We start from the raw sequence: 18,415 nt of genomic DNA, 5'->3' as shown, positions 1-18,415 counted from the left end.
ACCGGGTGGAGGCGTTGACCAGCACGGCGGCGGCGTCCAGCCCGGTGAGCAGCAGCGTCACCTCGGTGGCGCGCCGCGCCTGCGACGCCGGCGTCACCAGCAGCGCGGCGCCGAGCGCGATGTTCCGGGCGGCCATCAACCGGACCAGCAGCGGGAGCGCGACGTCGGTGCGCGCCGCGGTGTCGCGGACGCCCAGCACCCCGGCCAGCCACCGCGGGGCGAACAGCGCCGCCGTCCCGAGCCAGATCGACAGCGTCCCGATGCTCTTGCGGGTGACGTCCCACTCGTGGTCCACGGCTGGCTACTGCCCCGGCCCGCGGGAGGTCAACCGGCGGCGGCCGGCCAGCACCAGGACCAGCGCGAGGAAGGGCAGCGTGACCGCACTGGCGACCACGTCGCTGACGGCGGCCACCGCGAAGGCCGATGCCGCCGGGTCGTCGAGCGGCCCGAGCACCTGATCGGCGCCCAGTGCGGCCACCGACGCCGGCACGGTCAGCAGCGCGGAGACCGCACCTCCCAGGACGACGCCGGTGGCGACGGTGCCCGGCGCCGTGCGCACCGCGGCCAGCGCCAGCCGGGTGCCGCGCCCCAGGGCGCCCCGCGGGCGCAGGGGCCCGCCCTCCGGCAGGTCGGCCACCGCTCCGGTGACCCACAGCTGCGCCAGCAGCGCGGTCAGGAACCCGATGACGTCGACGACGACGGCGGTCCACACCCGCGGGTCGTCCCAGACGGGCAGGTGGCGCAGCACATCGGGCACGGTGTTGACCAGCGTCGCCACGACGGCGGCCAGGTAGGCCCGCCGCCAGTGCCGGGTGAGCAGGGCCAGCGCCGCCCGCGCCGTGGGCAGCGGCCGGACCGCGGTGGTCACGGCCGGGTCGCGACGAGCGCCGTCCAGCAGCCGGCGAGCCGGGTCTCCTGCGCGACGACGTCCAGCCCCGCGTCCCGGCAGGCGGTGGCCAGCGCGGTGGGGGTGGGCCGGTCGCCGTCGGCCGGGTGGAAGGCGACCGCGCGCAGCGGGCGGCTGTCGACGAAGCGGGCGGTCATCTCGCAGGCGTAGAACCGGCCACCCGGGCGCAGCACCCGCGCCGCCTCGCCGACCACGTCACGCCAGGCCTCGGCGTGGTGCAGCACGTGGTAGGCGAACACCGCGTCGTAGGACCCGTCCTCGGCGGCCAGCGCGGTGACGTCGCCCTCGCGCACCTCGACCCGGTCCCCCAGGTCGGCGACCGCCGCGCGGCACGCCGCGACGCTGGCCGGGAACCGCTCGACGCCCTCGGCCCGGTCCGCCCCGAAGACGTCGAGGGCCAGCCGCAGGCCGGTCCCCCGTCGTCCGGTGCCCAGCTCGAGGACGGTGCCGCCGCGCACCTCGCCGCCGAGTCGCCGCAGGATCGCCGCCTCCCCGCGGCGTTGCACCCACGCCCGGGGCCGGGAGTCGACCCACAGCCGGGTCGCGTCGACGTAGGTGGGCGGGACGGGCTTCGGATCGGGCACGGCGCGGTTGTGCCCGGCGGGGCCTGGGCACAACCGCGCCGTGCCCGACCTCCAGGATCGCGTCGTCCTCGTCACCGGCGGGAGCACCGGCATCGGCCGCGCCGTCGTCCACCGCCTGGCCGCCGACGGCGCGCGGGTGGTGGCCTGCGCCCGCGACCAGGCGCGGCTGTCCGAGGCGCTGGCCGGCGTCGACGGCGCCACCGGGGTGCCGGCCGACGTCCGCTCCGCCACCGACCGGGTTGCGCTGGTCGAGCGGGTGGTCGCCGAGCACGGGCGCCTGGACGCCGTGGTCCTCAACGCGGCGATCGGCTACGCCGCCCTGGTCGAGGACACGCCGCAGGACGCCGTCGAGACGATGATCGCCACCAACCTCACCGGGGTCGTCGACCTCGCCCGCATCGCGCTCCCGCACCTGCTGGCGGCGGCCGCCGAGCGGGGCCGCGCCGACGTCCTCGTCACCGCCTCCGCCGCCGCGCTGTCGCAGGTGCCGCCGCTGACCGTCTACTCCGCGACCAAGGCCGGCGCGCACGGCTTCGTGAAGGGGCTGCGGCGGGAGGTGACCGCCCGCGGCGTGCGGGTCCACTCGGTCACCCCGGGGCCGGTGTCGACCGAGTGGCTGGTGCGCGGCCGGGGCGCCGCGCCGGTCTCCGACGAGGACGCCGAGGGGCGGCTCTCCCCCGGCATCCGCACGGAGCGGGTCGCCGATCAGGTGGCGCGCAGCCTGGGCTCCTACTGGTCGCGCTCGGTCGCCGTCCCGCGGTGGATGGGGCTGGCGCGGCTGGGCGAGGTCCCGCCGGTCGACCGGATCCTGGACATGACGCTCTCCCGGCAGGTGCACCGCATCCGCCGCACCACCGACCGGCTGGTGGCCGAGCGCGACGGCTGAGCCGCCGCGCCCGGCCCGCCGTCAGTTGACCTTGCGCTCGGAGCCGGCCCAGAAGTCCTCGCGGAGCTTGAACTTCTGGATCTTCCCGGTGGCGGTGCGGGCCAGCTCGTCGCGGAACTCCACCCGCTTGGGCGCCTTGTAGCCGGCGATCCGCGCCTTGCAGTGGGCGATGATGTCGGCCTCGGTCGCCTGCTCCCCCTCGGCGAGGACGACGATCGCGGTGACCATCTCGCCCCACTTCTCGTCCGGGATGCCGATGACCGCCACCTCCGCGACCGACGGGTGGCTGAACACCACGTCCTCGACCTCGATCGAGGAGACGTTCTCGCCCCCGGTGATGATCACGTCCTTCTTGCGGTCGGAGATCGTCAGGTAGCCCTGCTCGTCCAGCGAACCGCCGTCCCCGGTGTGGAACCAGCCGCCGTCGAGCGCCTCGGCCGAGGCGTCGGGGTTCTCCCAGTAGCCGGCGAGCACGGTGTTGCTGCGCGCCAGCACCTCGCCGGTGTCGCTGACCGCCATCCGGGTGCCGATCGACGGCACGCCGGCCCGGGAAAGCCGCCGGGCGCGCTCCTCCGGGTCGAGGTCGTCGTACTCGGCGCGCGGCCGGTTGATGGTGAGCAGCGGCGCGGTCTCGGTGAGGCCGTAGATCTGGTTGAACTCCCAGCCGAGCTCGGCCTCCACCCGGGCGATGGTCCGCGACGGCGGCGGCGCCCCCGCGACGATGATCCGCACCCGGTCGCGCCCGGGGATCTCGCCGTCCCAGTCCGCGGCGGCCTCGAGGACGGCGTTCCACACCGCGGGCGCCCCGGCCATCAGCGTCACGCCGTGCTGGTCGACGCGGCGCAGGATCTCCGCGCCGTCGACCTTGCGGATCACCACCTGGCGGGCGCCGACGCCGGCCATCGCGTAGGGCAGGCCCCAGCCGTTGCAGTGGAACATCGGCAGCGTGTGCATGTAGACGTCGCGGTCGCTGACCTGCATGTGCATGCCGAAGGTCACCGCGTTGACCCAGATGTTGCGGTGGGTCATCTGCACGCCCTTGGGCCGCGCCGTCGTCCCGCTGGTGTAGTTGATCGTCGCCGTCGCGTCCTCGTCCGGCTCCGCCCAGGGGCGCGGCTCGGCGTCGAAGCGGAGCAGCTGCTCGTACTCCTCCCCCGTGCCGAAGCGGTGCTCGGCGCGCACGCCCTTGAGCGAGGTCTCCAGCTCCGGGTCGACCAGCAGCACCCGAGCGCCGGAGTGGCCGACGATGTACTCGACCTCCTCGGGCTGCAGCCGGAAGTTGATCGGCACCGCGACCCGGCCGGAGGAGGGCACCGCCAGCAGCAGCTCGAGCAGCCGCGCGGAGTTGTGGCTGACGATCGCCACCCGCTCGCCCTCGCCGACACCCAGCTCGTCCAGGCCCGCCTGCAGCGCGCGGCCGCGCCGGGCCACCTCCCGGTAGGAGACCTCGCCCAGCGACGGCGCGGGCTGCGCCGGCTCGTCGACGATGCCGACGCGGTCGCCGTAGACGAGCTCCGCGCGGTCGAGGAAGTCGCGACTGGTGAGGGGTACGCGCATGCCGGCTCCCGGGGGGTGCTGGGCCGGTGCGGGGCCGGCCGTCGAGTGGTCCCCGTCACGCTATCGGTCGGCGGGGACGGCGACGAGCGGCGCGGCACGGCGCTGCCCCTCTCCGCCGGGATCGGGGCACCTGATCGTCGAGGGTCCTCCCTCACGGTGCGCGGCGAGGGAGGACGCTCCGCGGTGAGGGAGGAAGGCGTCAGCCGGCGGCGACCAGCCGCGGCAGCGCCGTCCCGATCGGATCGCGGACGACGAGGTCGGCGACGTCGTCGTAGGGCGTCGGCTCGGCGTTGACCACCACCACCCGGGCCCCGTGGCCGACGGCGACGTCGACCAGCCCCGCCGCCGGGTGCACCTGCAGCGACGTGCCCACCGCGAGCAGCACGTCGCAGTCGCGCGCGGCGTCCACCGCGGCCTCGACGACGTCGGGCTCCAGCAGCTGCCCGAAGCTGATCGTCGCCGATTTGAGGATGCCGCCGCAGTCGAGGCAGGGCGGGTCCGGCTCCCCCGCGGCCACCCGCTCCAGCGCCTCGGCCATCGTCGTCCGGGCGCGGCAGCCGAGGCACTCGACCTCGTGCACGGTGCCGTGGATCTCCACCACCCGCGCCGGGTCCGACCCCGCCGCCTGGTGCAGCCCGTCGACGTTCTGGGTGACCAGCGCCCGCAGACGGCCCTGCCGCTCGAGGTCGACCAGCGCGGCGTGCCCGGGGTTGGGGCGCACGTCGAACGCGCCCATGTCCCGCCGCATCAGCCAGGCCCGGCGCCGGATGTCGGGGTCGGCGACGTAGTAGGAGAGGGTCACGAGCTTCTCGGCGTCGGGGTCGCGGGTCCAGACGCCGTTCGGCCCGCGGTAGTCGGGGATGCCGCTGTCGGTGGAGATGCCCGCACCGGTGAGCGCGGTGATGCGGCGGGCGGCGGTCAGCCAGCCGGGCAGCGGGTCGGGGACGGTGCCGGTCACGCCCGCCACGGTAGGGGCCCGGCGGCCCGGGCCGCCGCCCGCAGCGCCCGCCCGGCCGGCGGCGCGAGCAGGACGACGGCGCAGGCGTACGCGGCGCCGAGCAGCGTGTCCACGACGTAGTGCTCCCCCGACCAGACCAGGACGACGGGCATGAGGACCGCGTAGGCGACCAGCCCCACGCGCTGCCAGGCGTGCCGCGCCAGCGGGAGCAGCACGGTGCACATGAGCACGGCGAACGCGGTGTGCAGCGAGGGGACGGCGGCGACCAGGTTCACCTGCCCCTGCCCGGCGTCGAGCAGCACCCCGGCCCGCGGCAGCCCCAGCACCTCCCACCCGGCGCTGCTGCTCCGCGCGACCGGCTCGATCACCCCCTGCTTGGCCGCCAGCCACGGCGGGGCCGCCGGGTAGAGCACGTAGGTGGCCAGCCCGGCCAGGGACAGCGCCACCACCAGGCGGGCGCAGTGCGCCCAGCGGGCGCGGTCGCGCAGCCACAGCACCGCGAGGACGACGGGGGTGAGGACGAAGTGGCTGCTGTAGACCAGCGTCGCCACGGCCTTCCACCAGTCGGCCTGCACGTGCTCCTGCAGCCAGACGGTGGGCAGCACCCCACCGGTGAGCCAGCGGTCGGCGTCGGCCACCTCCGCCACGGCCACCGGCACGCCCAGGCCGTCGGCCAGGCCGCGGGTGGCGTCGTAGGCCAGCAGCACCGCGACCAGCGGCAGCCAGTCGGCCAGCAGCCGCACCAGGCGCCGCCAGCCGTGCGTCACCGAGGTGACGGCCAGCCCGGCGAGCACCCAGCCGAGCAGGACGACCCGGTCGGTCGGCAGGCCGCGCACGGCGCAGGTGGCCGCGAACGCCAGGGCCAGCGCCACCCAGAGGACGGCGGTCACCACACGCCCCCGCGTCGCGTTCGCGGCCACCCGCAGGGCGGGCGGGGCGGCCGCGGAAGCGGGTGCCGACGGGTCGAGCGCGGTCATGAGGCGGGACCGTAACGGCGCTCCCGCGATCGGGGGCGGCACCCCGACCCGGCACGCCGTCCGCCGGCGAGCGGTGGGGCTGCTGCGCCTGCCCGGGTGGGAGGGATGCGCCCTCGCCCGCGTTTCGGCACCCGTGACGGAGGTCACCGGGTGAGGGAAGGGTCGCCTGACTCGGTGCTCCCGGCCACGGGCTGGGATGATCGGGGGTGGTCAACGACGCGTGATGAACCACGAGGGGTAGGCGCAGAGAAGTGGCAGCCAGCAAGGACAGCTTCGGAGCCCGGTCGACGCTCTCCGTCGACGGCACCGAGTACGACATCTACCGGCTCGACGCGGTGGAGGGCGCGGAGAAGCTGCCCTTCAGCCTGAAGGTCCTCCTCGAGAACCTGCTGCGCACCGAGGACGGCGCGGACATCACCGCCGACCACATCCGGGCGCTGGCGAACTGGGACCCGTCGGCCGAGCCCGACCAGGAGATCCAGTTCACCCCCGCCCGCGTGGTGATGCAGGACTTCACCGGCGTCCCCTGCATCGTCGACCTCGCCACGATGCGCGAGGCCATGGCCGAGCTCGGCGGCGACCCGCAGAAGATCAACCCGCTCGCCCCGGCCGAACTGGTCATCGACCACTCGGTGATCGCCGACGTCTTCGGCACGCCGGAGTCCTTCGAGCGCAACGTCGAGATCGAGTACGAGCGCAACGGCGAGCGCTACCAGTTCCTGCGCTGGGGCCAAGGCGCGTTCAGCGACTTCAAGGTCGTCCCCCCGGGCACCGGCATCGTCCACCAGGTCAACATCGAGCACCTGGCCCGCGTGGTCTTCCCGCGCCAGGAGGGCGACCGCACGATCGCCTACCCCGACACCTGCGTGGGCACCGACAGCCACACCACGATGGTCAACGGCCTGGGCGTGCTGGGCTGGGGCGTCGGCGGCATCGAGGCCGAGGCCGCGATGCTCGGCCAGCCGGTCTCGATGCTCATCCCCCGCGTGGTGGGCTTCAAGCTCTCCGGCCAGCTCCCCGACGGCGCCACCGCCACCGACCTGGTGCTCACCATCACCGAGATGCTGCGCCAGCACGGCGTGGTCGGGAAGTTCGTCGAGTTCTACGGCGAGGGCGTCTCGGCGGTGCCGCTGGCCAACCGCGCCACGATCGGCAACATGAGCCCCGAGTTCGGCTCCACCGCGGCGATGTTCCCCATCGACGAGGAGACCATCACCTACCTGCAGCTCACCGGCCGCAGCGAGGAGCAGGTCAAGCTGGTCGAGGCCTACGCCAAGGAGCAGGGCCTCTGGCACGACCCGTCGCGCGAGCTGCAGTTCTCCGAGTACCTCGAGCTCGACCTCGCCACCGTCGTCCCCAGCATCGCCGGGCCGAAGCGCCCGCAGGACCGCGTGGCCATCACCGAGGCCAAGCCCGCGTTCCGCGAGGCGCTGGCCGACTACGTGCAGGCCGACGAGACCGGCGGCGAGGACCGCAAGCCCGGCGTCCCGGCGCAGGAGAAGCCCTACGGCGTCACCTCCGCCGTCGACGAGGCCGTCGCCGAGACCTTCCCGGCGTCCGACCCGATCGCCGAGACGCACGGCAACGGCGAGGCCGGCAAGCCGCACCACTACGACGGCGGCCCGGTCGGCGACCGGCCCTCCAAGCCGACCCGCGTGGTCATGGAGGACGGCACCGAGACCGAGGTCGACCACGGCCACGTGGTCATCGCCGCGATCACCTCCTGCACCAACACCTCGAACCCGCAGGTGATGATCGGCGCCGCGCTGCTGGCCAAGAACGCCGTCGAGCGCGGCCTGGCCACCAAGCCGTGGGTCAAGACGACGCTGGCCCCCGGGTCCAAGGTCGTCATGGACTACTACGAGAAGGCCGAGCTCACCCCGTACCTGGAGAAGCTGGGCTTCTACCTGGTCGGCTACGGCTGCACCACCTGCATCGGCAACTCCGGCCCGCTCCCCGAGCCGGTGTCCAACGCGGTCAACGAGGCCGACCTCGCCGTCGTCTCGGTGCTCTCGGGCAACCGGAACTTCGAGGGCCGCATCAACCCCGACGTGAAGATGAACTACCTGGCGTCGCCGCCGCTGGTCATCGCCTACGCGCTGGCCGGGTCCATGGACATCGACCTGAACAACGACCCCCTGGGTCAGGACGCCGACGGCAACGACGTCTTCCTGCGCGACATCTGGCCCTCGCCGCAGGAGGTCCAGCGGGTCATCGACCAGGCGGTCTCTGCCGAGCAGTTCGGCCGCAGCTACGAGGACGTGTTCGCCGGCACCGAGCAGTGGCAGAACCTGCCCACGCCGACCGGTGACACCTTCGACTGGGCGGAGGAGAGCACCTACGTCCGGCGTCCCCCGTACTTCGAGGGCATGCCGGCCGAGCCGGCCCCGGTCGAGGACATCACCGGCGCCCGCACCCTCGCGGTGCTCGGCGACTCGGTGACCACCGACCACATCTCGCCGGCCGGCTCGATCAAGGCCGACAGCCCCGCCGGGAAGTACCTCCGCGAGCACGGCGTGGACCGCCGCGACTTCAACTCCTACGGCTCGCGCCGCGGGAACCACGAGGTCATGATCCGCGGCACCTTCGCCAACATCCGGCTGCGCAACCAGCTGGTGCCGGGCACCGAGGGTGGCGTCACCAAGAACCACCTGACCGGCGAGACGACGACGATCTACGACGCCTCCCAGGCCTACCAGGAGGCCGGCATCCCGCTGGTCGTGCTGGCCGGCAAGGAGTACGGCTCGGGCTCGTCGCGCGACTGGGCCGCCAAGGGCACCGCGCTGCTCGGCGTCAAGGCCGTCATCGCCGAGAGCTACGAGCGGATCCACCGCTCCAACCTCATCGGCATGGGCGTCCTGCCGCTGCAGTTCCCCGAGGGCCAGAACCGCGAGTCGCTCGGCCTCACCGGCGACGAGGAGTTCACCATCACCGGGATCACCGCCCTCAACGACGGCGAGACCCCGCGGACGGTGAAGGTCAAGGCCGGTGACGTCGAGTTCGACGCCCGCGTCCGGATCGACACCCCCGGCGAGGCGAACTACTACCGCAACGGCGGCATCATGCAGTACGTGCTGCGGTCGCTGCGGCAGAGCTGACCCTCCGCACGACGCACGCGAACCTGGGCCCGGGCGGTCGCGGATCCCTGCTCACCGGCGCGAGCCGGGGGGCAGGGGCCGCGGCCGCCCGGGCCTCCGTCGTCGAGGGCCCGGGCCGCCGGGCTCCCTCGCCACCGACCACCTGACCGGAGCCATGCACGCCCTCGACTCCCCCCGCGCCCGGTGACCGCTCCCCCAGCCCCCGTCCTGGTCGCCTGCGCGCACGGCACCCGCAACCCGACCGGCCGCCGGCTCATCGCCGAGCTGGCGCTCGCCGCCCGGGCGCTGCGCCCCGGGCTGGTCACCACCGCGGCGTTCGTCGACGTCCAGCCACCGACCGTCGTCGACGTCGTCGCCGGGCTGGCCGCCGAGGGCCGCCCCGCCGTCGTCGTCCCGCTGCTGCTCTCCGGCGGCTACCACGTGCACGTCGACATCGCCGGGGCCGTCGCCGCGCATGCTTCCGCGGTCGCGGCCCGGCCGCTGGGGCCCGACCCCCGGCTGGCCGAGGTGCTGCACGCCCGGCTGGTGGAGGCCGGCGCAGACCCGGCCGACCCCGCCACCGCGGTCGTGCTGGCCGCCGCCGGGTCCAGCGACGCCCGGTCGGTGGCCGACGTCGACCGGACGGCCGCGCTGCTGCAGGAGTCGTGGGCCGGGCCGGTGACCACGGGCTACGGCTCGGCCGCCCAGCCCCCGGTGCCCGACGCGGTCGCGGCCGCGCGGGAGCGGGGCGCCCGGCGCGTGGTCATCGCCTCGTACCTGCTCGCCCCGGGGCACTTCCACGACAAGCTCACCGGCGCGGGCGCCGACGTCGTCACCGCACCGCTGCTGCCCGACGAGCGGATCGCGGCCGTCCTGCTCGACCGTTACGACGCCGTGCTCGGCGCGGAGTTCCCGGGCCGTTAGCGTCACAGCGGTGATGTCGCTGATCGGCCTGGCCACGTACCTCGTCCTCGTCGGCCTCTTCCTCTACGTCCTGTACTGGGTGGTGAACCGGGCGGTGCTGCACGCGCTGCGCACCCATGCCGCCGAGCAGCGTGCCGCCGCAGGAGCCGCTCCCCCCTACCGTCCGGCCGGCTGAGCTGTCGTTGCAGCGGCTGCAACGACGTGACCGGACGGGCGCGACGCGACCGGCCGACCACCGCCACCGGGCCCGGGCGCTGACCTACTGTGGGCGTCGATGGACGGCGACGCACGAGAGGGCCCGGAGCACGGTCAGCCGGCCGCTCCCGAGGACGGCCGCCCCGACACCCCGGGGATCCCGCCGGCCGTCCAGGCCGTGCGCGCCGAGGACGACGGTCCTGGTGGGCAGGACCAACCCGCCGAGCTGATCTCGACCTCTACTTCACAGTCAGGGTCGATCCGGTCGTGGAGCAGGCCGGTCGCCGTCGCCGCGACCGCGGCCCTGACCGTCGTGCTGGGCTTCGCGCTGGTCGTGCAGATCCGCAGCACCGACCAGCCGGCCGAGCAGGACGTGCGCAGCGAGGCCGACCTGGTGGTCCTGCTCGACGAGCTCAACGCGCGCGAGGAGACGCTGCGCGAGGAGATCAGCCGCACCCGGCAGACCGTCGAGGAGCTGGGCAGCGGGTCGGAGGAGTCCGGCAGCGCGCTCGAGGAGGCGCGGTCGCGCGCGGAGGCCATCGGCATCCTCGCCGGCACCCTGCCGGCCCGCGGCCCCGGGTTGCGGATGACGGTGCAGGACCCCGACGGCGCCGTCCCCGCCTCGGTCGTGCTCGGCGCCGTCCAGGAGCTGCGCGGCGCCGGCGCGGAAGCCCTGCAGGTCGACGGGGTGCGGGTCGTCGCGTCCAGCGCCGTGACCGGCTCTCCCGGCGCGCTGCGCATCGATGGCGAGCTGCTGACCTCCCCCTACGAGTTCCGCGCCGTCGGCCCCCCGGCCGAGATGGAGGTCGCCCTCTCGGTCGCCGGCGGGGTGGTCGCCGACCTGGGCCGGACGGGTGCGCGGGTGCGGGTGGAGCAGCTCGACGACGTGCAGGTGGACGCCACGGTCGGCTGACCCGGGCTCACTGCGGGATGAGCAGCCCCCGCAGCTCCTCGGTCAGGGCCTCCCGCGCCTCGGGGTGCTGGTGCCAGGCGGCCGGGGTGGCCTGGAACAGCGAGATGCGCCAGCGACCGCGGCCCTCGTCGACGGCGATCATCGTGTGGACGGCGTTCAGCGCGGGGTCGAGGTCGCTCCCGCCGGCCGGGATCATGCCGGCGTGCGCGGTCAGCATCGCCACGCCCTCACCGACGGGCCGGACCGAGCGGACCACCGCGACGTAGGCGGGTGTCTGGTGCGACGAGAACACCTGGCGGAGGTCCGCCGCGATGGACAGCCGGCCGCGGTGGTGGCTGCCGTCGAACCCGATGATGTCACCGTCGTCGGCGAAGCCGGCCGCCACCGCCGCGCCGCTGCGCCGGTTCCAGCCGTCGATGAACTCGGCGTAGAGCGCCTGGATCTGGGCGTCCTGCGGGTGGGCTGCGGTCACGTCTCCTCCTCGCTGGCGGTCGTCGGTGCGTCCCGACGCGTGCTGCTGTCCTGCGCGGCCGCGCCAGCCCGGCCACGTGCCCCGGGCTGCGGCCGCCCGGGACAGGTGTGACGCTAGTGGTCCCGGTGACCAACGCGTCCGATGCTCGCCGGAGTTCTCCGCCGTCCGGACCGGCACTTCTCCGCCCTCCCCGAGCGCCCACCACGGTGCGTGCTCGACCAGGCGCGCACCGCCATCGTTGCGGTCACCCGACGACCGCGGACCGGCGCTCCTCCTGCGCGAACTGGGTGCGGTGCAGGTCGGCGTACCGGCCGCCGCGCGCCAGCAGCTCCTCGTGCGTCCCCGCCTCGACGATCCGGCCCTCGTCGACGACCAGGATCTGGTCGGCGCTGCGGATGGTGGAGAGCCGGTGCGCGATGACCAGCGAGGTGCGACCGGCCAGCGCGGTGTCGAGCGCGTGCTGCACGGCGGCCTCGGACTCGCTGTCCAGGTGCGCCGTCGCCTCGTCGAGGATGACGATGCCCGGCGCCTTGAGCAGGACCCGGGCGATCGCCAGCCGCTGCTTCTCCCCACCCGAGAGGCGGTAGCCGCGGTCCCCGACCACCGTCTCCAGCCCCTCGGGCAGCGAGCGCACGAGGTCGGCGATCCGGGCGCCGGTGAGCGCCTCCCACACCTGCTCGTCGGTGGCCTCCGGGCGCGCGTAGCGCAGGTTGGCGCCGATCGTGTCGTGGAACAGGTGCGCGTCCTGGCTGACGACGCCGACCGCGTCGCGCAGCGACTCGAGCGTCGCCTGCCGCACGTCCACCCCTCCGACGCGCACCGTCCCACCGGTCGCGTCGTACAGCCGGGGCACCAGGTGGGCGATCGTCGACTTGCCCGCGCCCGAGTGCCCGACCAGCGCGACCAGGTGGCCGGGCTCCACGCGGAAGGAGACGTCGTGCAGGACGTCGACCGGGCCGCCGTGCTCGGGCAGCGACACCTCCTCCAGCGACGGCAGCGAGACGTCGGCGCCGGACGGGTAGCTGAAGGAGACGTGGTCGAACTCGATGGACCGGTCCCCGGCCGGCACGGGGACGGCGTCGGGGGCCTGGCGGATCATCGGCGGGAGGTCGAGCACCTCGAAGACGCGGTCGAAGCTGACCATCGCGCTCATCACGTCCACGCGGATGTTGGACAGCGCGGTCAGCGGCCCGTAGAGCCGCGACAGCAGCAGCGCGAGCGCCACCACGTCGCCGGGGCTGAGCTCACCGGTGAAGGCCAGCCAGCCGCCCAGGCCGTACACCAGCGCGGTCGCCAGCGCCGCCACCAGCGTCAGCGCGGTGAAGAAGGTGCGGCCGTACATGGCCGAGAGGACGCCGATGTCGCGCACGCGGGCGGCGCGGCCGCGGAAGGACTCCGCCTCGACCGCCGGCCGGCCGAACAGCTTCACCAGCAGCGCGCCGGCGACGTTGAACCGCTCGGTCATCGTGGCGTTCATAGACGCGTTGAGCGCGTAGGACTCCCGCGTGATCTCCTGCAGCCGGCGGCCGATGCGGCGGGCGGGCAGGACGAACAGCGGCACGAGCACCAGCGACAGCAGCGTGATCTGCCAGGAGAGGGTCAGCATCACGCCAGCGGTGAGCACCAGCCCGATGACGTTGCTGACCACGCCGGAGAGCGTCGAGGTGAACGCCTGCTGCGCGCCCACGACGTCGTTGTTGAGCCGGCTCACCAGCGCCCCGGTCTGGGTGCGCGTGAAGAAGGCGACCGGCATCCGCTGGACGTGCTCGAAGACCTGGCTGCGCAGGTCGTAGATGACCCCCTCGCCGATCCGCGCGGAGTACCAGCGCGTGCCGAGCGAGATCGCCGCGTCGAGGACCGCCAGGCCGGCGATGACCAGCGCGATCTGCACGATGTCGCCCGCGGTGCCCTCGAGCCCGGCGATCCGGTTGACGATGTCGCCGGCCAGCAGCGGGGTGATGACGCCGATGACCGACGAGCCGATCACCAGCACCAGGAAGAAGGTCAGCTCCCGGCGGTAGGGCCGGGCGATGCCGACGATCCGCCGGACGGTGCCGGGCGGGAGCCGGCGGGCGGTCACCGCCGGGTCGCGCTTGAACGAGCGCATGGCGGCCATGGAGGTCATGGACTGGTTCACGTCCACGCCACCTCCCTCGTCCCGCCGGTCGGCCCCGGCGGCTGCTGCAACCCGGGCGCGACCGCGCTTGTTCCTGGGACCCTCTCAGCGACCGCTGACGAGATCGTGCAGCCGCTGCACCTGGGCGGCGCGCTCGGCGGCGTCCTGGGTCCCGGCGTCGTTGCGGACGGCGGAGCGGACCAGCGCCGCGGTGGCCCGGCTCGCACCCACGGGCGGGGCCAGCAGGGCCGCGGTCAGGTCGGCGACGGCGTCGTCCAGCTCCGCCCGCGGGACCGCGGCGGTAGCCAGGCCGATGGCGTGGGCCTCGGCGGCGCCGACGGCGCGACCGGTCAGGCACAGCTCCAGCGCCCGCGCGTAGCCCACCAGCTCCACCAGCGTGCTGGTGCCGGTCAGGTCGGGGACCAGGCCGAGCGTCACCTCGGGGAGCCTCAGCTGCGCGTCGTCGCTGAACACGCGCAGGTCGCAGGCGAGGGCCAGCTGAGCGCCGGCGCCGATGGCGTGGCCCTGCACGGCGGCGATCGAGACCACCCCCGGCGAGCGCAGCCAGCGGAAGCCGGCCTGGTATCCGCGGATCCGCTCCTCCGCCTCCTCGACCGGGAGCCGGACGAGCTCGCCGAGCCCGCCGCCGGCGGCCGAGCCGGTGTCGAACATGCTGCGGTCCAGCCCGGCCGAGAAGGAGCGGCCCGAGCCGCGCAGGACGACGACACGCACGTCGTCGCCGAGCGACGCCCCGACGTCGGCCAGGGCCGCCCAGGTCTCCGGCGTCTGCGCGTTGAGCTGGTCGGGCCGGTCGAGGGTGACGGTGAGGACGGCGCCGTCGCGGCTCGTCCGCACCCAGCCGGGCGGAGGGGAACTGGTGGGGTCTGCGCTCACGCCTTCTTACTATTCCGGTTGGCCCCGCCGCGGCTGCGCAGCGAGGCCCCGGACTCCGACAGCAGCCGGTGCACGAAGCCGTAGGACCGGTTCGTCGAGGTGGCCAGCGACCGGATGCTCTCGCCCTCGTCGTACCGCTTGCGCAGCTCGTCGGCGAGCGACGACCGGTCACCACCGGTGATGCGCTTGCCCTTGCCGAGGTCCGCGGTGCTCTGGTCGGCCATGGCTGCCCTCCGTGTCGGCCACCGGCCCACCGGCACGGAGGTGCCGGCGCGCGACGGCCCGTCGTCTGGTTTGTCCGTCCCTGGTGCCGCCGTCCGGTCGACCACGGCTACCTCCGACCCATGATCACCCAGACGGGGGACGTCGGCCATGTGAACGGAGGCGGCCGGTCCGAATGGGGCCGTGGCGGGGCTCAGGGGTCAACCGGCCGGGTGCTACGCCAGCTCGACCAGGTCGGCGAGGTCCTCGCTCCAGGCGTCCTCGGTGCCGTCGGGCAGCAGGATGACCTTGTCGGGGTCCAGCGCCCGCACGGCGCCCTCGTCGTGGGTGACCAGCACGATCGCCCCGGTGTAGGTGCGCAGCGCCTCGAGCACCTGCTCGCGGCTGGCCGGGTCCAGGTTGTTGGTCGGCTCGTCGAGCAGCAGCACGTTCGCGCCGGAGACGACCAGCGTCGCCATCGCCAGCCGGGTGCGCTCGCCACCGGAGAGCGTGCCGGTCCGCTGGTCGACCGTCTCCCCCGAGAAGAGGAAGGCGCCCAGGATGCGGCGCAGCTCGGTGTCGGTGCTGTCGGGCGCCGACGACCGCATGTTCTCCAGCAGCGTGCGGTCCATGTCGAGCGTCTCGTGCTCCTGCGCGTAGTAGCCCACGCGCAGCCCGTGCCCGGGCTTCACCTCCCCGGTGTCCGGCGACTCGGTGCCCGCGAGCATCCGCAGCAGCGTCGTCTTCCCGGCACCGTTCAGGCCCAGGACGACGACGCGGGCGCCGCGGTCCACGGCGAGGTCGACGTCGGTGAAGATCTCCAGCGAGCCGTAGCTCTTGGACAGCCCCTCGGCGGTGAGCGGCGTCTTCCCGCACGCGGCCGGCGTGGGGAACCGGAGCTTGGCGACCTTGTCCTGCACCCGCACGTCGGCCAGGCCGGCGGCCAGCCGCTCGGCCCGCTTGTCCATGCTCTTCGCGGCCTTGGCCTTGGTCGCCTTGGCGCGCATCTTGTCGGCCTGGGCGTTGAGGGTGTCGATCTTGCGCTCGGTGTTCGCCCGCTCCTGCTTGCGGCGCCGCTCGTCGGTCTCGCGCTGGGCCAGGTAGGGCTTCCAGCCGAGGTTGTAGACGTCGACCGTGGCCCGGTTGGCGTCCAGGTGCCACACCTTGTTGACGACGGCGTCCAGCAGCTCGACGTCGTGGCTGATGACGATCAACCCGCTCTTGTGGCCGGCCAGGAAGCCCTTGAGCCAGGTGATCGAGTCGCCGTCGAGGTGGTTGGTCGGCTCGTCGAGGAGCAGCGTCTCGGCGTCGGAGAACAGGATGCGGGCGAGCTCGACCCGGCGCCGCTGCCCACCGGACAGGGTGCGCAGCGGCTGCGCGAGCACCCGGTCGGGCAGGCCCAGGTTGGTGCAGATCCGGGCGGCGTCGCTCTCCGCGGCGTACCCGCCGAGCGCGGCGAACTGGTCCTCCAGCCGGCCGTAGCGGCGGACGGCCCGGTCGCGCTCGTCGTCGTCCGCGGGCTCGGCCATGGCCACCTGCGCCTTGACCAGCTGCGCCTTCAGGACGTCGAGCCCGCGGCCGGAGAGCACGCGGTCGCTGGCGGTGATGTCGAGGTCGCCGCTGCGCGGGTCCTGCGGCAGGTAGCCGATCTCGCCGGACACCTCCACCTTCCCGGCGTGCGGGAGGCGCTCGCCGGCCAGGGTGGTGAGCGTGGTGGTCTTGCCGGCGCCGTTGCGCCCGACGAGCCCGATGCGGTCACCGGGCTGCACCCGCAGGGTGGCCTCGCTGATGAGGATGCGGGCGCCGGCGCGCAGCTCGAGGCCGGTCGTCGTGATCACTGAACCCAGGGTAGGCGCTCCAGCGCGTGCATCCGAGCGGATTCACGGTGATTCGGGCGGCACGGGCGCGGGCACGGTGCTGCGGTGACCCCGGAGGCGCGGACGACCCGGCCGGGAGCGCCGACGCCGGTGCCGCCGTTCCCGTACGCGGCGCGCCCGCCGCAGGTGCTCCTCGCCGTGGGCGCGGTGCTGCTGGTGAGCGGCGCCGCGGCGCTGGCCTCCCTCCGGGGCGGGCCGCTGGTCCGGGGCGCACTCCTGGTGCCCGCGGCCGTCGCCGCGGTCGCCTCCGTGCGGGCCGCCCGCGCGCGGCTGGGCAGCTCGGCGGAGACCTTCGCGGCCACCTCCGCGGGCCTCGCACTCGCCACCGGTGACGTCGGCGCCCCGCGCACCGGCGAGCCGCTGCTGCCGCTGGTGCTCGCCGGCGCGTTCGTCCTGCTGCACCGCACCTGCCCCGCGACGGCCGCCTGGCCGCTCGCGGCGTGGGCCGGGCTGCAGCTCGCCGTCCTGCGACTGGTGGACGGCGTCGCCGCGCCGGTGCGGACCGAGTTCCTGCTGGGCGTCGCGCTGGCCGGGCTGGTGGTGGCGCTGTTCGCCCGCCCCCTGGTCGCCCGGGCGGTGCTCGTGACGACCGGCCCCTGGTTCGCGGCCGGCGCGCTGGCCGGCCTGCAGGAGTCCTGGACCGACGCCGCGGGCGGGCGGTGGTCGGCGGCCGCGCTGGTGGCGGCCGCCGCGGGCGGGCTGCTGCTGGCCCGGCTGCGGGCGCCGCTGGACGTGCTGCTCGGACCCCCGCGCCTGGTCCCCGTCGTCTCCGGTGCCCTTCCCGGGGCCGCGGTCGCCGGGGCGTCGTCGGCCGGGGGCCCGGTCGTCGTCGCCGTGGCCGGGTTCGTCGGCGTCCTGGTCGCGACCGTGGCGGCCGGCGTGCTCGACGGCTGGCGCCGCGGCCTGCTGCTGCCGGCGGCGCTGACCGGCGGGGTGCTGCTGGCCGCCCTGTCGGTGCTGCGCCTGGTCGCGGGCACGCACTGGTCAGCACTGGCGCTGCTGCTGCTCCTGACCGCGGCCCCCACGGTGTGGGTGGCGGCGCTGCGCCCCGAGGACCGCCCCGTGGCCGCGCCGACGGCGGTGGGCTGCCTGGCCGGGGCCGCGCTGCTGGGGCTCCCCGACGGCTGGGCCTCCCCCGCCGGCGCCGCCGTCCTGCTGACCGCGCTGTACCTGCTCGCGCTCGGCACCGCCGCTGCGCTGGACCGCGACTCCCGGCGGGCCACGGTCGTCTCCGCCGCGGTCGTCGCCGCCCTGGCCGTGCTGCTCCTCGTCCTCCAGGGGGAACGCCCCCAGCTGCTGGCCCACCTGGCGGTGCAGGGCGTGGCGACGCTGGCGTGGGCCTGGTGGACGGGGCGGACGACGGGACGGGGCACCGCGGCCGACGCCACGGCCGCCTGGCGGGCGGGCGCGGTGCAGCTGGTGCTCGCCTGCTGGATCGGGGCCGCGCTCGCCGGCACGAGCACGGTGGAGACCTACACGCTCCCGGCCGCGGGCGGTCTGTGGCTGGCGGCCGGGCGGGCGCTGGAGCGCGAGCCGTCCTGGCCGTCGTGGGGGCCGGGCCTGCTGGTGGCGGCCGTGCCCTCGACCGCGCTGGCCGCCTTCTCCCCCGACACACCGCGCCCCGTGCTGGTGCTCGCGGCCGCCGGCATCGCGATGGTGGCCGGGAGCCGGGCCGGCGTCCGCGCGCCGATCCTGGTCGGGGCGGGGTCGGCGCTGGCCCTGGCGCTGGCGGTCGCGGTGCGCGCGCTGCCGTGGCCGGTGGCCGCCGCGCTGGCGGTGGGCGCGGTGCTGCTGTTCGTGGGGGTGCTGCGCGAGCGCGCGCCGGTCGCCGGCTTCGCCGCACGCCTGGATGATCTGAGGTGATCACCGACATCGGG

17 protein-coding genes are annotated in these 18,415 nt (G+C 75.0%); 6 read left to right on the top strand and 11 right to left on the bottom strand.

The window, feature by feature from the left end; translation table 11 throughout:
• The 3 genes from E9529_RS05170 to E9529_RS05160 form a co-directional block, all read right to left on the bottom strand.
• Nucleotides 1-295: DUF4267 domain-containing protein (locus E9529_RS05170; protein WP_236830047.1), on the bottom strand; the 295-nt coding region annotated here is incomplete at its 3' end.
• 6 nt (nucleotides 296-301) lie between these two features.
• Nucleotides 302-868, bottom strand: coding sequence for a hypothetical protein (locus E9529_RS05165; RefSeq protein ID WP_236830045.1), 567 nt, complete (start codon nucleotides 866-868; stop codon nucleotides 302-304).
• Nucleotides 865-1,491: a class I SAM-dependent methyltransferase gene (locus tag E9529_RS05160; protein WP_236830043.1), complete on the bottom strand. Its 627-nt coding sequence runs from the start codon at nucleotides 1,489-1,491 to the stop codon at nucleotides 865-867. The genes E9529_RS05165 and E9529_RS05160 overlap by 4 nt, the downstream gene beginning before the upstream one ends.
• A gap of 40 nt (nucleotides 1,492-1,531) precedes the next feature.
• On the opposite strand from E9529_RS05160, the gene E9529_RS05155 reads away from it, so the two are divergent.
• Entirely contained in the window at nucleotides 1,532-2,377 is an 846-nt protein-coding gene (locus E9529_RS05155) for an SDR family oxidoreductase (protein ID WP_236830041.1), read from the top strand.
• A gap of 21 nt (nucleotides 2,378-2,398) precedes the next feature.
• Here the strand turns inward: E9529_RS05155 and E9529_RS05150 are convergent, their stop codons facing one another.
• From E9529_RS05150 to E9529_RS05140, 3 genes are all read right to left on the bottom strand, one after another.
• Nucleotides 2,399-3,934: a long-chain-fatty-acid--CoA ligase gene (locus E9529_RS05150; protein WP_236830039.1), complete on the bottom strand. Its 1,536-nt coding sequence runs from the start codon at nucleotides 3,932-3,934 to the stop codon at nucleotides 2,399-2,401.
• A 199-nt stretch (nucleotides 3,935-4,133) separates the two neighbouring features.
• Nucleotides 4,134-4,892, bottom strand: coding sequence for an NAD-dependent deacylase (locus tag E9529_RS05145; RefSeq protein WP_236830037.1), 759 nt, complete (start codon nucleotides 4,890-4,892; stop codon nucleotides 4,134-4,136).
• Entirely contained in the window at nucleotides 4,889-5,869 is a 981-nt protein-coding gene (locus E9529_RS05140) for a phosphatase PAP2 family protein (protein ID WP_236830036.1), read from the bottom strand. Before E9529_RS05140 ends, E9529_RS05145 begins: the two co-directional genes overlap by 4 nt.
• Nucleotides 5,870-6,120: 251 nt before the next feature.
• On the opposite strand from E9529_RS05140, the gene E9529_RS05135 reads away from it, so the two are divergent.
• The 4 genes from E9529_RS05135 to E9529_RS05120 all read left to right on the top strand — a co-directional run bounded on the left by E9529_RS05135 (nucleotide 6,121) and on the right by E9529_RS05120 (nucleotide 10,978).
• Nucleotides 6,121-8,967 (top strand): aconitate hydratase, encoded by a 2,847-nt coding sequence (locus E9529_RS05135; protein WP_236830035.1) that lies wholly within the window; start codon nucleotides 6,121-6,123, stop codon nucleotides 8,965-8,967.
• Between the two features lie 183 nt (nucleotides 8,968-9,150).
• The gene (locus E9529_RS05130) at nucleotides 9,151-9,870 is read left to right on the top strand and encodes a sirohydrochlorin chelatase (protein ID WP_236830033.1); all 720 of its coding nucleotides are present in this window, start codon (nucleotides 9,151-9,153) and stop codon (nucleotides 9,868-9,870) included.
• Nucleotides 9,871-9,880: 10 nt separating this feature from the next.
• Nucleotides 9,881-10,045 (top strand): hypothetical protein, encoded by a 165-nt coding sequence (locus E9529_RS05125; protein WP_236830031.1) that lies wholly within the window; start codon nucleotides 9,881-9,883, stop codon nucleotides 10,043-10,045.
• Nucleotides 10,046-10,144: 99 nt separating this feature from the next.
• A complete protein-coding gene (locus tag E9529_RS05120; RefSeq protein WP_236830030.1) occupies nucleotides 10,145-10,978 on the top strand; it encodes a DUF881 domain-containing protein in 834 nt (277 codons plus the stop codon).
• A gap of 7 nt (nucleotides 10,979-10,985) precedes the next feature.
• Here the strand turns inward: E9529_RS05120 and E9529_RS05115 are convergent, their stop codons facing one another.
• From E9529_RS05115 to E9529_RS05095, 5 genes are all read right to left on the bottom strand, one after another.
• A complete protein-coding gene (locus E9529_RS05115; protein WP_236830029.1) occupies nucleotides 10,986-11,450 on the bottom strand; it encodes an SgcJ/EcaC family oxidoreductase in 465 nt (154 codons plus the stop codon).
• Nucleotides 11,451-11,694: 244 nt separating this feature from the next.
• A complete protein-coding gene (locus tag E9529_RS05110) occupies nucleotides 11,695-13,593 on the bottom strand; it encodes an ABC transporter ATP-binding protein (RefSeq protein WP_236830028.1) in 1,899 nt (632 codons plus the stop codon).
• 78 nt (nucleotides 13,594-13,671) lie between these two features.
• Nucleotides 13,672-14,460, bottom strand: coding sequence for an enoyl-CoA hydratase/isomerase family protein (locus tag E9529_RS05105; protein WP_236830027.1), 789 nt, complete (start codon nucleotides 14,458-14,460; stop codon nucleotides 13,672-13,674).
• Nucleotides 14,457-14,684, bottom strand: coding sequence for a helix-turn-helix domain-containing protein (locus E9529_RS05100; protein WP_236830026.1), 228 nt, complete (start codon nucleotides 14,682-14,684; stop codon nucleotides 14,457-14,459). Before E9529_RS05100 ends, E9529_RS05105 begins: the two co-directional genes overlap by 4 nt.
• 213 nt (nucleotides 14,685-14,897) lie before the next feature.
• Nucleotides 14,898-16,499, bottom strand: coding sequence for an ABC-F family ATP-binding cassette domain-containing protein (locus tag E9529_RS05095; RefSeq protein ID WP_236830025.1), 1,602 nt, complete (start codon nucleotides 16,497-16,499; stop codon nucleotides 14,898-14,900).
• An 84-nt stretch (nucleotides 16,500-16,583) separates the two neighbouring features.
• Between E9529_RS05095 and E9529_RS05090 the strand changes: the two genes are divergently transcribed.
• Complete coding sequence (locus tag E9529_RS05090) at nucleotides 16,584-18,401, top strand: SCO7613 C-terminal domain-containing membrane protein (RefSeq protein WP_236830024.1); 1,818 nt, start codon at nucleotides 16,584-16,586, stop codon at nucleotides 18,399-18,401.
• The last annotated feature ends 14 nt before the right edge of the window (nucleotides 18,402-18,415 follow it).

It is taken from the genome of Blastococcus sp. KM273128 (assembly GCF_021698975.1).
GTDB lineage: Bacteria > Actinomycetota > Actinomycetes > Mycobacteriales > Geodermatophilaceae > Blastococcus.
The sequence above is the reverse complement of the archived record's forward strand: the minus strand, read 5'-3'. Positions and strand labels throughout refer to the sequence as shown.

What these genes read in the sequence shown, in the direction of transcription:
- E9529_RS05150 (WP_236830039.1), bottom strand. Translation starts at nt 3,934, where the DNA reads ATGCGCGTACCCCTCACCAGTCGCGACTTCCTCGACCGCGCGGAGCTC.
- E9529_RS05140 (WP_236830036.1), bottom strand. Translation starts at nt 5,869, where the DNA reads ATGACCGCGCTCGACCCGTCGGCACCCGCTTCCGCGGCCGCCCCGCCC.
- E9529_RS05100 (WP_236830026.1), bottom strand. Translation starts at nt 14,684, where the DNA reads ATGGCCGACCAGAGCACCGCGGACCTCGGCAAGGGCAAGCGCATCACC.
- E9529_RS05120 (WP_236830030.1), top strand. Translation starts at nt 10,145, where the DNA reads ATGGACGGCGACGCACGAGAGGGCCCGGAGCACGGTCAGCCGGCCGCT.